The 13,838-nt window shown below is 67.3% G+C and carries 15 protein-coding genes; 1 reads left to right on the top strand and 14 read right to left on the bottom strand.

From position 1 onward, the window contains the following. Positions 1–9: 9 nt before the first annotated feature. Genes FFI87_RS21780 through FFI87_RS21735 form a run of 10 tightly spaced genes read right to left on the bottom strand, consistent with a single transcriptional unit; the run spans position 10 to position 8,154 of the window. Positions 10–837: an aspartate dehydrogenase gene (locus tag FFI87_RS21780; RefSeq protein WP_138849065.1), complete on the bottom strand. Its 828-nt coding sequence runs from the start codon at positions 835–837 to the stop codon at positions 10–12. Then, complete coding sequence (locus tag FFI87_RS21775) at positions 830–2,497, bottom strand: thiamine pyrophosphate-binding protein (protein WP_138849067.1); 1,668 nt, start codon at positions 2,495–2,497, stop codon at positions 830–832. The genes FFI87_RS21780 and FFI87_RS21775 overlap by 8 nt, the downstream gene beginning before the upstream one ends. Next, complete coding sequence (locus tag FFI87_RS21770) at positions 2,490–3,287, bottom strand: SDR family oxidoreductase (protein WP_138849069.1); 798 nt, start codon at positions 3,285–3,287, stop codon at positions 2,490–2,492. The genes FFI87_RS21775 and FFI87_RS21770 overlap by 8 nt, the downstream gene beginning before the upstream one ends. Continuing rightward, positions 3,284–4,141: an IclR family transcriptional regulator gene (locus tag FFI87_RS21765; RefSeq protein WP_126225639.1), complete on the bottom strand. Its 858-nt coding sequence runs from the start codon at positions 4,139–4,141 to the stop codon at positions 3,284–3,286. The genes FFI87_RS21770 and FFI87_RS21765 overlap by 4 nt, the downstream gene beginning before the upstream one ends. Continuing rightward, the gene (locus FFI87_RS21760) at positions 4,138–5,049 is read right to left on the bottom strand and encodes an alpha/beta fold hydrolase (RefSeq protein ID WP_138849071.1); all 912 of its coding nucleotides are present in this window, start codon (positions 5,047–5,049) and stop codon (positions 4,138–4,140) included. Before FFI87_RS21760 ends, FFI87_RS21765 begins: the two co-directional genes overlap by 4 nt. Before the next feature lie 19 nt (positions 5,050–5,068). Next, positions 5,069–5,596, bottom strand: a complete 528-nt coding sequence (locus FFI87_RS21755; RefSeq protein ID WP_012366322.1) for a cupin domain-containing protein — start codon at positions 5,594–5,596, stop codon at positions 5,069–5,071. 39 nt (positions 5,597–5,635) lie between these two features. Continuing rightward, the gene (locus tag FFI87_RS21750; RefSeq protein ID WP_138849073.1) at positions 5,636–6,406 is read right to left on the bottom strand and encodes an SDR family oxidoreductase; all 771 of its coding nucleotides are present in this window, start codon (positions 6,404–6,406) and stop codon (positions 5,636–5,638) included. Beyond that, positions 6,399–7,469, bottom strand: a complete 1,071-nt coding sequence (locus tag FFI87_RS21745; protein WP_138849074.1) for an aromatic ring-hydroxylating oxygenase subunit alpha — start codon at positions 7,467–7,469, stop codon at positions 6,399–6,401. The genes FFI87_RS21750 and FFI87_RS21745 overlap by 8 nt, the downstream gene beginning before the upstream one ends. A gap of 54 nt (positions 7,470–7,523) precedes the next feature. Further along, entirely contained in the window at positions 7,524–7,835 is a 312-nt protein-coding gene (locus tag FFI87_RS21740; RefSeq protein WP_006758061.1) for a recombinase-like helix-turn-helix domain-containing protein, read from the bottom strand. Between the two features lies 1 nt (position 7,836). Continuing rightward, complete coding sequence (locus tag FFI87_RS21735) at positions 7,837–8,154, bottom strand: non-heme iron oxygenase ferredoxin subunit (RefSeq protein ID WP_006751284.1); 318 nt, start codon at positions 8,152–8,154, stop codon at positions 7,837–7,839. 451 nt (positions 8,155–8,605) lie between these two features. Here FFI87_RS21735 and FFI87_RS21730 point away from each other — a divergent pair, with 451 nt between their 5' ends. Then, positions 8,606–9,685, top strand: coding sequence for a porin (locus FFI87_RS21730; RefSeq protein ID WP_138849076.1), 1,080 nt, complete (start codon positions 8,606–8,608; stop codon positions 9,683–9,685). A 100-nt stretch (positions 9,686–9,785) separates the two neighbouring features. Here the strand turns inward: FFI87_RS21730 and FFI87_RS21725 are convergent, their stop codons facing one another. The 4 genes from FFI87_RS21725 to FFI87_RS21710 form a co-directional block, all read right to left on the bottom strand. Next, positions 9,786–10,730: an IclR family transcriptional regulator gene (locus FFI87_RS21725; RefSeq protein WP_012366327.1), complete on the bottom strand. Its 945-nt coding sequence runs from the start codon at positions 10,728–10,730 to the stop codon at positions 9,786–9,788. Positions 10,731–11,094: 364 nt separating this feature from the next. Beyond that, positions 11,095–11,301: a hypothetical protein gene (locus FFI87_RS21720; protein WP_006751287.1), complete on the bottom strand. Its 207-nt coding sequence runs from the start codon at positions 11,299–11,301 to the stop codon at positions 11,095–11,097. 326 nt (positions 11,302–11,627) lie between these two features. Continuing rightward, positions 11,628–12,233, bottom strand: a complete 606-nt coding sequence (locus FFI87_RS21715; protein ID WP_138849078.1) for an alpha-ketoglutarate-dependent dioxygenase AlkB family protein — start codon at positions 12,231–12,233, stop codon at positions 11,628–11,630. A 197-nt stretch (positions 12,234–12,430) separates the two neighbouring features. Then, positions 12,431–13,582, bottom strand: a complete 1,152-nt coding sequence (locus tag FFI87_RS21710; RefSeq protein ID WP_138849079.1) for a metallophosphoesterase — start codon at positions 13,580–13,582, stop codon at positions 12,431–12,433. Between the last annotated feature and the right edge of the window lie 256 nt (positions 13,583–13,838).

Below are 13,838 nucleotides of genomic sequence, written 5' to 3'. Positions count from 1 at the left end.
GTCGTCCGCTCAGATCACGCAGCGGGCCGCGCGGTTGCGCAGCGCGCGGATCGCGCAGTACGCGGTCAACGCGGACGTCTTCGGGTTGTCGGGCAACGGTTTGCCGCTCATTTCGAGCGACATCTCGCCGAATGCGCCGCGTGCGGTGATGCGGTGCACGTTGCGCGTGACGGCCGGATCGGCGATCAGGCGCACGCGCGTCGCGTCGAGGCCGAGGCCCGCGAGCGCGACGGTTGCCGCGACGTTCGCGTTCTTCGGATACAGCCGCGCGGCGTCGCGTGCGGTGCCTTCGAAAATCACCTTCTCCTCGGTCATCGCACGCAGGTCGCACAATTCCTCGGCGGGTGTGCCGAGCCAGCCGAGCGGCGGCTTGCGGCCGACGTACAGCACCTCGTCGAGGCCGCCCTGCCTCGCCGACGCCAGCGCATCGATCCCGCCGATCGCGCCGGACAGCAGCGTCAGCGTCGCGTCGCCTTCGTCGGCGGCCTGCGACAGCACGTCGAGCAGCGCGAGATCGGACAACGCGCCGATCGACGCGACCGCGCAGTCGGTGCCGGCCTTCAGCAGCGGCACGACGTGATCGACGAGCGCGCTGTGACCCGCGCATTCGAGCGCGAACTCGGGACGGCGGGCCAGCGCGTGGACCGACGACACGACTTCCACCGCACCGCCGAGCTCACGCTGCACCGCGTCGCGCTGGTGCTCCGGCACGATCACGTGCGCGACGCGCAACGACGCATCGTGCTCGACCGCGTGATACACGGCCGCACCGATCGCGCCGAAGCCGATCATCGCGACGTCGACGGGCGCATGCCCGTGTGCGTGTCCGTTACGCATATTGCCGCTCCGACGGCTCTTCCTTCTTCACCGGCGGGCCCGCGAAGTTCGATGCGAACGCGCCGACCGACAGCATGTCGACCTCGACCATCACCGGGCCTTCCTTCGCGATCCCTTCGCGCACGATCGCTTCGGCCTGGTCGAGCGACGTGATCCGGTAGTGCGTGAGGCCGAAGCTCGCGCAGAACTGCGCGAAATCGGGCTGGTGCAGCTGCACGAAGCAGCGGCGGCCGCCGTACTGCGCATCCTGGATGTTGCGGATCACGCCGTAGCACTGGTCGTTCATCAGCACGATCATCACGTTCGCGTTTTCCTGCACGGCCGTCACGAGCTCGCCGACGTTGACCATCAGGCCGCCGTCGCCGACCAGGCAGACCGTCTTCGCAGCCGAGCCGGCCAGCGCCGCGCCGATGCCCATCTGGATGCCCTGGCCGATGCCGCCGCCCAGCGCATGCACGCCCGCGCGCGGCTCGAAGATCTTCAGCAGGCGGTTGCCCCACGTGCTGTTCGAGATCGTCACGTCGCGCACCCAGTTGTAGTCGCGGCCGACCGCCCCTTGCAGCGTGTCGACGAGCTTCTTGTAGGGCCCAAGGCCTTCCGCCACGCTGGCGACGGCCTGCTCGCGCGCCGCCGCGAGATCGAGCGCGAACTGCGGATCGACGGACAGCCGGCCTTCGAGGCGATCGGCCAGCTCGGCCAGCACGCGCTTCGAATCGCCATGCACGAACAGCTCGTTGCGATAGCCGCGGTTGTCGGCGAGCGCATCGGCGTCGACGCGGAACAGCGGCTGCGGCAGCGCGAGCTTGTACTTCAGCGTCTCGTTGCCGCGCAGGCGCGAGCCGACCACGACGAGCGCGTCGCAAGTCTTGTAGAACGCCTCGACGGACGCATGCACGTTGAACGCGCCGAGCGTCGCCGGGTGATCTTCCGGCAGCACGCCGCGGCCCTGCACGCTCGTCACGACGCCGAAGCCGAGCTTCACCAGGCGTTCGACTTCCGCCCGCGCATGGCGCGCACCGCCGCCCAGCCACAGCAGCGGACGGCGCTTGGCCGCCAGCGCGTCGGCGAGCTTCGCGACGCGTGCATCGTCGTGCTCGCGCACCGCGACGTGCGCCGGCGCGAGGTCTTCCGGCCATTCGATTTCGGCGGCCTGGATGTCGATCGGAATCTCGACCGACACCGGGCCCGTCGGCGCGGTCTGCGCGATACGCACCGCTTCGCGGATCGTCGGCAGCACGGTTTCGACGGTACGCACGCGGAACGCGGCCTTCGAGATCGCATCGAGCATCGTCAGCTGGTCCGGCGCTTCGTGGATGTAGGCCAGGTCCCGGTCGAGGTACGGCGTCTCGATCTGCCCCGTGATGTGCAGCAGCGCGGTGCCTGCCGTCAGTGCCTCGACCATCGCGCCGGCCGCGTTGCCCGCCGCCGTGCCGGTGCTCGTGAACGCGACGCCGAGGCCGCCCGACACGCGGGCCAGGCCGTCGGCCATGTTCACCGCGCCCGCTTCACCGCGCGCGCCGACATACCGGATGTTGCCGCGCGAGTTGATCGCGTCGAGGATCGGCATGTTGTGGATCGAGATGACACCGAATGCGGTTTTGACGTCGCACTGCTCGAGAAAGGCGGCAATCAGCTCGCCAACCGTGGTTTTTTTAGACATGGCGTGCAAAGCCTCCAGAAACGTCGATATGGCTGCCCGTCGTGTACGACGACAGATGCGTTGCGAGATAAAAAAGTGCCCAGGCTGCCTCGTCGGGCTTGCCGAAGCGGTTCAGCGGAATGTTCTTGTTGCGGGCGAGCGCGCCCGTCCAGTCTTCCCAGCTTTCGCCGGCGTGTGCCTGCGCTTCGTAGCGGCGGCGCCACTGGCCCGACTCGACGATGCCGATCAGGATCGAGTTCACGCGGATGCGCTGCGGCGCCAGCTCGGTCGCGAGCGACTTCACGAGGCTCAGCACGCCCGCACGCGCCGAGGACGTCGCGACCATGTGCGGCTCCGGCTGCAGCGCGAGCAGCGAGTTCACGCAGGTGATCGTCGGCGCCTGCGCGTCGCGCAGCAGCGGCAGGAACGCGCGCGTCGGGCGGATGATGCTGAAGTACTTCAGTTCGAGCTCTTCGCGCCACGCGTCGTCGGTCGTGTCGGCGAAGGTCGACACGCGCCCCTGGCCCGCGTTGTTGACCAGCATGTCGGCGCGGCCGAAGCGCTCGGACACGGCCTGCGCGAACGCGGCCACGTCGGCTTCGTCGAGCACGTTGCAACGCACGGCGAGCAATTGCGCGCCCGGGTATTTCCCGCCGAGCATCGCTTCGGCGCGCGCGAGGCGTTCGCCGTCGCGGCCGCAAATCGCGACCGACGCGCCGGCCCGCAGGAACCGTTCGGCAGTCGCGAGTCCGATGCCGGACGAACCGCCCGTCACCACCGCCACCTGCCCGGTCAGATCGATCTCAATCATCGGAGTCCTAAAGCCTTCAGAAACGTGTGCTCGTCATCCGAGCGGTAGTTGAGCCGCCGCGACAGTTCCGCCGCCGCGCGCTGCACCTTGTCGAACAGGCCGTCGGCGATCAGCGCCTCGTCGATCTCCGGCCGCGGCACCGTCACCGTGATGCACGCGACGATCTTCTGCGTGTCGTTGCGCACCGGCGCCGTGACCACCGAGATACCGCGCTCGAACGACGAATTGCTCACGCCGTAGCCGCGCAGCGCATCCTCGCGGATCACTTCGTAAAGCGCATCGACCGTTTCCGGCGTCGCGCTCGTCATCCGGCTCAGCGTGCCTTCCGGATACAGCGCACGCAGCTCCTTCAGCGACAGGTCGCCCATCAGCACGTGGCCGTGCGTCGTCGCATGCGCGGGCAGCCGCGTGCCGACGTTCACGCGAATCGCGCTGAACACCGGCGACTGGCACTGCGCCTTCGCGACGAACACCACGTCGCGGCCGTCGCGGATCACGATGTGCGTCGTGAAGCCGGTCGCGTCGCGCAGGCTCTCGATCACCGGCAGGCCGAGATCGGTCAACTCCAGCGAGCTCAGGTATTCGAAGCCGAGCCGCAGCACAGCGATGCCGAGCTTGTAGTTGCGATCCTTGTCCGCACGCTCGAGAAAGCCGAGCGATTCGAGCGTCTGCAGCAGACGGAACACCGTCGTGCGCGGAATGCCGAGGCGCTTGGACAGCTCCGGCGCGCCGAGCACCGGCTCGCGCGGCGAGAATTCGGCGAGGATCCGCAGGCCGCGTTCGAGGCCCGGCACCACATAGCCGGCGTCGGCCTTGGTGCTGTCGGATTCTGGTTGTTGCAGCGGTTCGCTCATGCCATGCCTCGCTGCGTGTCGCACTGACGACAGAACGTGTCGATCAGCGATGAATAGACGGCCGGCGCTTCCACGTAGCCGGCATGGCCAGCCTGCGGAATTACCTGCAGCTCGACCTGCGCGGCCGCGGCGATCCGCTCGCACGCGGCGGGCGGCGTGATCGCGTCGTTCGCGCCGACGGCCACGGCCGCGCGGCCGCGAAAGCCGGCGAGATCGGTCGCGAGATCGGCGTTCGCGAGCAGATGCGTGGCCTGCGCATAGCCGGCCGGCACGATGCGCGCCATGTTCCAGCGCACCCACGCACGCGCATCCTCGCTCGCGAAACCCGACAGCATGTTGCCGCTGCGCTGCTCGGCGAGCCCGGCCGGACCGAGTTCGTCAAGCATCGCGAGGCGCGCGTCGCGGCGCGTGTCGCGCGTTTCGACGGGCGCGCGGCCGTAGCCGCCCGCAGGCGAGATCAGCAGCAGGCCGGCGATCCGCGCGGGCATCAGGCGGCACAAGCCACCCGCGATGATCGCGCCGAGCGAATGCCCGACCAGCACGCAGCGTTCGATGCCGAGTGCCTCGAGCCACGCGTTCAGCGACGCCGCGTAATCGGCGGCGGTCGGCGACGCGCCGTGCACGGGGGTCGACACGCCGTAGCCGGGCGCATCCCACGCGAGCACGCGTCGCGACGCGCCGAGCGTGTCGAGCTGGCACACCCACGATGCGGCGCCCGAGCCGATCCCGTGCAGCAGCACGACGGGCAGCGCGTGGCCCGCATGCTGCGCGCCGGCCTCGCCTGCGCCAGCCTCACGGTAACCGATCGTGCCCGCCGCGCCGGCCGCGCAGCGCTGTTCGGGAAACTGCCCGAGCAGCGCGGCGAATGCCGCGGTGCGGTCGCGTTCACGTTTGTCGATGACACTCATTGCTTGGCTCCGCCCCGTCTCAGCGCTTGATCTTCGCGAGCGGCGAATCCGGCGGATAAGTCGGCGTGATGGGCTTCGCCGAACCGAGCATCACGCACATCAGCGCGTCTTCCTCGCCGATGTTGATTTCCGTGCGATACACGCCCGGCGGCACCGAGATCAGGTCGCGCTCGCCGAGGATCGCTTCCCAGGTCTCGCCGTCGCGCTCGCAGATCACCTTCATCTTGCCGCGCAGCACGAAGAAGATTTCCTCGACGTCGGTGTGGATGTGGCTCGGGCCGATGTTGCCGGCCGGGATGACCATCGTCGAAAACGTGAAGTTGCCGGCCGGCACCGTGTTGACGTCCTTCGCGACGCCCGTGCCGCCCGTGCCGACATAGCGCATCTGCGCACGGCGGTACTTCGGGTCGTAGTCGGCCTGGAACTTCAGCGCGTCCCAGTCGTAGCGCCGCGTCGCGTAGCGCGCGACGCGCCCTTCCATCCAGTCGCCGAAGCTTGCGTCTTCCGGCTGGTCCCACGACTTGCGTTCGAGATCTGCGTCCGCCATCGTCCTCTCCTTCATTCAGAGTGAAAACTTCAATTCAAATCAATTCATCACGAAGCCGCCGTTCACCGGCAGCAGCTGACCCGTCACGAAGCGCGCGCCGTCCGACAGCAGGAACAGCACGGGGCCCGTCACGTCGTCGGGCACCTGTGCGCGCGTGAGCGCGCGGCCCTGCATGTAGAACGCATGCCGTTCGGCCGGCACGTAGGCGGTCGCCTCGACTTCGGTGAGCCCCGGCGCGATCGCATTGACCGTCACGCCGTGCGCGCCGAACTCGCGTGCCTGCGCATGCGTCATCGCGATCACCGCGCCCTTGCTGGCGACGTACGCGAGCAGCTTCGGCGCGCCCCACAACGCGGTGTCCGACGCGAGGTTCACGATCGCGCCGCGGCCCGAGCGCGCGAGGTGCGGCAGCGCCGCATTGCTGACGAGCCACACGCCGCGCACGTTCACGTTCATCACGGCATCCCAGGTCGGCACGTCGAGTTCCGTCGACAGCCTGCCGCCCGAGTTCGTGATCGCCGCGTTGTTGATCAGCGCGTCGAGGCCGCCGAGCGCCGCCGCACTCTGCGCGACGAATGCGTCGACGCTCGCCGGATCGCCCAGGTCGAGCGCCAAGAAATGCGCGGTGTGGCCTGCTTGTGTGAGTTCCGCAGCCAGTGCGCGGCCCTCTTCGGCGAGCACGTCGCCGAACGCGACCTGCGCGCCCGCCGCGACCAGCGCCTTCACGAACGCCGCGCCGAGACCGCGGGCGCCGCCTGTGACGAGCACGCGGCGCCCCGGCAGCGACACGACCGGAGCGAACTCAGCCATTCGCGGGCTCCGCCGCGGCGTGCGCCGCACGGTGCGCGTCGAGCGCTGAAAGGTGTTCCTGCGCGCGCTGGCGCAGCATCCGGCGCACGCGCGTGATGCCGACGTCGTGCTGGTACAGGTATTCGTGATCGCGTGCATGCGGCGCGAGGCTTTCGAGGACGTAGCGGTCCTGCTCGAGCACGTCCCAGTGCAGGCCCTCGAGGCGGTTGCGGTACATGAAGCGCCACACGTCGCGCTGCCAGCCGCTGACCTTGCGGGTGCGCCAGAAGTAGACCTGGCAGTTGTCGTCGTCGACCGGCGTCGCGAAGCCGATGATCCCGAAGTTGCCGCCCGGGCCGAACTTCTGCTTGTACGGAATCGCGAGGCGCATCCACAGGCAGCCGGTTTCGCCGAGCTCGACCCAGTCGAAGTTCACGTCGCGCTGGCCGATCTTCTCGAACATCAGGCCCGTTTCCGTCTTGCGCACGCGCATGTCGGCCTGCTTGTCGCCTTCGGCCATCGAGTGCGACGTCGCGTGCAGGTACGCGCCGTGCATCGGGTCCATCACGTTGTCGATCGCGTACTGGTAATTGCACTTCCAGTTCGACACGCACAGGAAGTGGCCGTACTCGGCGTCGACCAGTTCTTCCGGCAGGTTCAGCGGCGCCGGCTCGCCGTGCGCTTCGTCGCCGAACCACAGGAAAATCGCGCCGGCCTTTTCCTCGACCGGATACGACTTCACGCACTTCATCCCTTCGAGCGGACAGTTCGACACGGCCGGCACGCGGTTGACCGTGCCGCCGCCATCGATTTCGACGCCGTGATACCAGCACGCGATGTTGCCGCCGAGGTTCCAGCCGAGCGACAGGCGCGCGCCGCGGTGCGGGCAGCGATCTTCCAGCGCGTGGACCTTGCCCTCGTGATCGCGCCACAGCACGATCTGCTCGGACAGGCGCGTGAGGCCGACGGGCGCGTTCGACACCTGCCAGCTCGGAGCGACGGGATACCAGTAGTTCTTGATGCCGCGGTCGAGGTAGGCGCGGACCGGGTCGTGTTGGACTTCGTGTTGTGCGGGGGACGTCATCAGTGTGCTCCGGATGCGGTTGTCGTCGGGTCGGCGGTCACGCGGCTCGCGCGCTCATTCCGCCAGCGAGGCCATTTCGGCGCGGAAGCGCTCGGGCGTCCACGCCGTGCCGTCGGGCGCACGGAAGCCGATGCGGTTCAGGCCCGCGACGACATCGTCCAGCTCGGTCGCGCCGCTCTCGAACACGCGTTCGAGCGCATCGCCGAGATCGTTCTCGTACTGGGTCGGCGCGGCCTTGCGGTTCTGCCAGACCTGGTTCTCGACCTGGCCGGGGATCTCGATCTGCCCCTTGCCGGCGACGTTGTTCGGCTGCGGCGCCACCCACGGCTTCAGGAAGGGATTGAAGTTGACGGTCGCTTCTTTCATGTCATTCCACCTTGATCTGGATTTCCTCGCCGGCCAGGCGCACCGCGTACTGCTTCAGCGCGCGCCCGCCCGGGCCCTTCAGGCATTCGCCCGTCTTGATGTCGAACACGGCCTCGTGCAGCGGGCATTCGACCGTGCCCTCGTCAACGAAGCCCTGCGTCAGCAGCGCGTACGCATGCGGGCACACGTTCTCGAGCGCATACACCTCGTCGCCGACGCGGTAGATCCCGATTTCGACGCCGTCGGTCCGCTTGAACTCGATCGGCGCGTCTTCCGACAGCGCGCCGGCGTGTCCGGCGCAAATCCATTGTTCAGACATCTCAAACCCTTCCTTCTGATCGACTCTCGGTTCGCTCCGGAATTGTTCCATATCCGGAACAGCAGTTTATGGATGGTGATTATAGAAGCGACTTTCCACGAGCAAAACAAAAAGCTGCATGTCCTAGGGAAAACACTGACCGTTGAGTCGGCGAGTTCCGCCGCAACGCGCGACCACTGTAAATTTTTGTTTGTCGGCGGGTATTTAAGTCTGTTTTTCTGGATTGTCGAACTCGTGTTGCGGATCGCCGCCATCTCCATCCGGCCCGATAAATTTATTTTTGATACGGCGCACGACGCCTCTATACTCCATTCCATCAGAGGCACATTGTTCCTTATATGGAACACAACAGAATGCCCGCCCCGGTGGCGGAAACGCGCGACGGCCGGCCGTCCCCGCGCCCGCCGCCACGGCATGTTTTTCCGTCAGGTTTGGAGAGTCAGGAGATCAAATGGTCAAGCAAGCGGTAGCAGCAGCAGTCATCGGAATGAGCGCCGTGTCCGGCGCGTGGGCGCAGAGCAGCGTGGTGCTGTACGGCAGCATGGACGCGGGCGTCGCGTACGTGAACAACGTCGGCGGCCACGCGAAGTGGGCAATGATCCAGGGCAACACGCAGCCCGACCGGTGGGGCCTGAAAGGCAAGGAAGACCTCGGCGGCGGCCTGTCGGCGATCTTCCAGCTGGAAAACGGCTTCTATACGAACAACGGCCAGTTCGCGACCGCGAACACGATCTGGAACCGCGCGGCGTTCGTCGGGCTCAGTTCGGACCGCTACGGCACGCTGACGCTCGGCCGCCAGACGCCGCTGACGTTCGATTATCTCGATCCGCTCAGTACCGCATATCTCGCGATGAGCTGGTATGCGTTCCATCCCGGCAACATCGACGGGCTCGCCGCGACCGGCAACGTGCCGTACAACAACGCGGTCAAGTACCGTTCGCCGAGCTTCGGCGGCTTCTCGGCCGCGGCGACGATGGCCCTCGGCAACACGACGAACTTCTCGACCGGCAAGTCGGTCGGCGTTGCGCTGAACTATGCGAACGGGCCGTTCAAGGCGTCGGCCGTCTACTCGAACGAGCACGACCGCGCGATCCTCATCGGCCAGACGGGGATCACGTCGTTCCAGGGGCAAAATACCGCGAATGGCTATCTGGCGAACAAGGTCGAGAACATCGGCGCGGGCGCGTCGTACCAGATCGGCGACTTCCTCGTGCATGGCCTCTACACGCGCGTGAAGATGCAGTCGAACGGGTTTTCCGACACGTTCCAGAGCTACGACGCGGGCGTGAACTATCGCAGCAGCGCGTTCAACACGATCGCGGGCGGCGCGGCGACCACGACGCTGGCCGGCCGCCGCTGGACGCAGGTCGAGCTCGGCGACATCTATTCGCTGTCCAAGCGCACGCAGCTCTATGCGAACGTGCTGTTCGAGCACGGCTCGGGCGGTGCGAAGGCGGCGTTCTTCACGGCCGGCACGTCAAGCACCGCGAACCAGGTGATCGTGCTGACCGGCATTCATCACTCGTTCTGAGCGGCGACGGGCGCACGCGCCCGATGGCCAAACGAAAAGAGCAGCCCGTGGGCTGCTCTTTTTTGCTGGCGAAGCCGCGCGACGCGGCCTCCTCGACGGGTCAGAACATCGCGACCCGATGGCGCGCGTGCGCGAACGTCGGATCGCTTTCGAGCGGCCGATAGTTCAGTCGCTGCGACAGGTCGACCGCCGCGCCGCATACCGCTTCGACGAGCCGCTCCTTCTCGCCGGCCTCACCGATTTCCGAGCGCGGCACCGTCGCCGTGATGGCCGAGACGATCGCGCCCGAATGGTCGCGCACGGGTGCCGTCACCGCCGAGATGCCGCTCTCGAACGCGGCTTCGCTCACCGCATAACCGAGCCGCGCGTAATGACGCACGCGCTCGTACAACTCGTCGACGGTGCCCGGCGTGCGCTCGGTGAACTGCTCGAGCCGCTTTTCCGGATACAGCTGACGCAGCGCGTCGCGCGTGAGGTCGCCCATCAGCACATGGCCGTGCACGGTCGCGTGCGCGGGCAGCCGCGTGCCGACGTGCACCTTTACCGAACCGAACATCGACGTGTTGCTCTGGGCCTTCGCGACGAACACGACATCGCGCTGGTCGCGGATTAGCAGGTGCGTCGACAGGCCCGTCGCGTCGCGCAGCCGTTCGAGCACCGGCGCGCCGAGGTCGGTCAGTTCCAGCGAATTCAGGTATTCGAAGCCGAGCCGCATCACGCCGACACCGAGGCGGAAATAGCGGTCGCCGTTCACGCGCTCGAGAAAGCCGAGCGCTTCGAGCGTCTGCAGCAGACGGAAGGTGGTCGTGCGCGGGATGCCGATGCGCTTCGACAGCTCGGGCGCGCCGAGCACCGGCTCGCGCGCGGAGAATTCGGAGAGGATCCGCAGCCCGCGTTCGAGGCCCGGAACCAGATACGACGACGCGCCGCCGGACGATTCGTCGTCGCCCGCGGCCGGCTTCGACGCGTCGTGATCGACGTCGTCGCTGGCTGTCGCGCGCGGCGCGCTTGCCGGCTTCGCCGGCGGTTTCGGTGCACCGCTCATCGTTGGATTGACCCTGTGCACATGGACGGAATGGAAGCGTTCACGAAAGACCCGCAATGCTTGATTATGGATTTTCGACCGAGTCGGATCAACACGATCCGGCGCAGGCGGCCGACGGCCCGGCGCGCGCGATCGGACAGCCGAGTGTCATATAGGCTGATGCGATCGAAAGGATAACAGTGATAGACAGGACTGCCCATCGGAACGTCGTAGGGGTGCGGCGGACGCATGCGAGCGCACCGCGCGCGATGTCGCATACGGATCGATTCGGGGAAGTCGGAAAGGATGGAAAAGGAAAAGGAACAGGAAGACGCGTGAAAACGAACGACCACGCCGATCCGCGAACGCGATCGGCGCGACGGCGTCAGGCCGTCACGGTGTCGTCATACTCGGCGCGCGCGCGCTGGCCGGCGGCATAGGCGTCGGCTTCGCCGCGAAAGCCGTCCGTGCTGAATGCGACGACTTTCACGCCAACGCCGGACGCCCGCTTTACCGTCAGCGCCCATTGCCATCCGCCGTCTTGTTCAAAGACGTGCAGCGACGATTCGAGGGATGAGTCCAGTACGGTCACGGGTTATGCTCCTGCCCTACGCGTCCCATTGGCCCCGCGTCGGGCATGTCGAAAAAATGCGCCGGTTCGCGGCGCGTTTCAGCTATTCGACAGTCTAGTCAAGGAATGTTGCGACGCACCATCAGGGCTTACACTCGCCTATCGGAACCAGACGGTCGATCGAATCCGCCTGAAACCCTTATGGCACGGGCCTCCCCCGCATATTTGCGCCGCCTGCTGCCCCACTCGTGCGGCAACGTGCCGCATGGACGACCGAGGGATCGTATCGGTCGAAAAACGGGTCACGATCGAACGCGACCGCGCAGCCGGGCCCGCATAGCCGGCGACTAACGAGTCGCCGCCGCCGACACCACCCGCCGGAACGTCAGATTGATGCGCTCGCCCTGCACGGCCGGCGCCTTCGGCACGCGATGCTGCCATTCGGCCTGCGTGCGGCCGCGCATCACGAGCAGGCTGCCGTGCGTCAGCCGGTACGCATGCACGACGCCGGTCGCACGATGACGAAGATCGAACACGCGCATCGCACCGAGGCTGACCGACGCGATCACCGGTGCGTCGCCGAGCTCCGGCTCGTTGTCCGCGTGCCAGCCGAGGCTGTCCTGTCCGTTGCGGTAACGATTGAGCAGCACGCTGTTGAAAGTCTCGCCGCACGTGAGCTCGACTGCACGCTTCAGATCGAGCACGGTCGCCGTCCACGGCGCGGGCGCGTTGCGGATTCCCGAATACACGTAGACGGCGTCCGGTTCGCCCTGCCACGCGGTGAGCCGCGGCAGCGGAATGCGGCCGCGCGGCGTGCGGATCGTGTCCTGCTGCCATGCGACTTCATCGATCAGCGCGGCCAGCACGCGATCGGCGTCGGACGGTGCGAGCCAGTCCGGGTACCAGTCCACGTCGGGCGCGGGCGCATCGGCGAAAAGATCGGGCGTCGACATGTCGAAATCAGGCAGAAAATGAACGGTGCAAACGAACCATGTCTGCATGGTAGACAACGGCGACACGCGCCGCCATGCGCTGTCATTCCGCGGCGTGACGGGGCCATCCGTGCGAACCGTGAACCGCGAAGCCGATGCATTTCCGGCGTGTCACGCGATCATCGCGGCGCGCGTCGATTTCGACGCTATCGCGCCCGTCACCCGGTCGCGCGCGTCAACCGGATCAGCGTGATTTCGGACGGCACGCCGAAGCGGTTCGGCGGCCCCCAGTAGCCGGTGCCGCGGCTCGTATAGAGCCACATCGCGCCGAACCGGTTGAGCCCGCCGATCACCGGCTGCTGCAGACGCACGAACGGCGGCCACGGGAGGAACTGGCCGCCATGCGTATGGCCGGACAGCTGCACGGTGAAGCCGGCGCGGCTCGCCGCTTCCGCGCTGCGCGGCTGGTGCGCGAGCAGGATCTTCGTCGCGACGTCGCGCGGCGCGCCCGCCAGCGCCTGCTCGGGGTCGCTGCGATGCGCGGGATCGAACCCGCCCGCCGTGAAATCGGTGACGCCCGCGAGCACCGCGCGCGCACCGTCGTGCTCGATCACCACGTGCTCGTTGAGCAGCACCGTCAACCCGATTCGCCGGAATTCGTCGATCCACGCGTGCGCGCCGGCGTAGTACTCGTGGTTGCCCGTCACGAGGAAGCTGCCGTGCCGCGACTGCATGCGGCCAAGCGGCGCCGTGTGTTCGCGCAGCCGCTTGACCGAGCCGTCGACCACGTCGCCCGTGATGACGACGAGATCCGCATCGAGCGCGTCGACCGCCCGCACGATCCGCTCGATATAAGGCCGCTTGATCGTCGGCCCGACGTGAATGTCCGACAGTTGCACGATCGTCAGCCCGTCGAGCGCGGCCGGCAGCTCGTCGACCGGAATCGACACGCGCTTGACCGCCGCCGTGCGGCGCGCGCCGACGAATCCGATCGCGGTGACCAGCACCGCGGCCACCAGCACGCCGAGCGCCGTGTCGGCGCTCGCGCCGCGCCAGGCGCCGTCATGCCCGAAATGCCGCCATACGACGACGCCGAGCAGCACCAGCTCGCGCAGGAACGTCAGCACCAGCAGCGACGAGAAGAAGCCCATCGCGAGCGCGCCGGCCCAGCCGACGAGCGTCGCGGCCCAGCCTTCGTCGAAGCGGCGCGAGAACATGCCGACCGGGATCAGCACGACGAAGCTCGCCAGGACCAGCGCCGCGATCGTGCGCGCGAGCGGCGACGCGAATGCGCCGGGAATGATCCGTAGCCCGACATACAAATGGAACAGCACGCCGATTGCGATGAACCGGACAAAGAAACTTCGCATGGAACACTCATCCTCGTTGCGCTACCACCGTCGCGCGGCGCGTCGGCCGGGATCGTGACGTCAAGTCTCGTCATGCCCCGCGCCACGCGCCGCGTCCTTCGCACGATGGTACACAGATACCGCCGGCTCGACCGGACACCGATTCGCAACCACTCGCGCAGCAATCCGGCAATCGCTGCTTCGATTCCCGCACATCCGCGAACAAACGTCGGCAGCGGGGTTCCGTCTGACGATCCTTTACAGTCCGTCGGCACCC

The organism is Burkholderia sp. KBS0801 (assembly GCF_005937855.2).
GTDB lineage: Bacteria > Pseudomonadota > Gammaproteobacteria > Burkholderiales > Burkholderiaceae > Burkholderia > Burkholderia ambifaria.
This window is presented reverse-complemented; position numbering and strand designations above follow the sequence as displayed.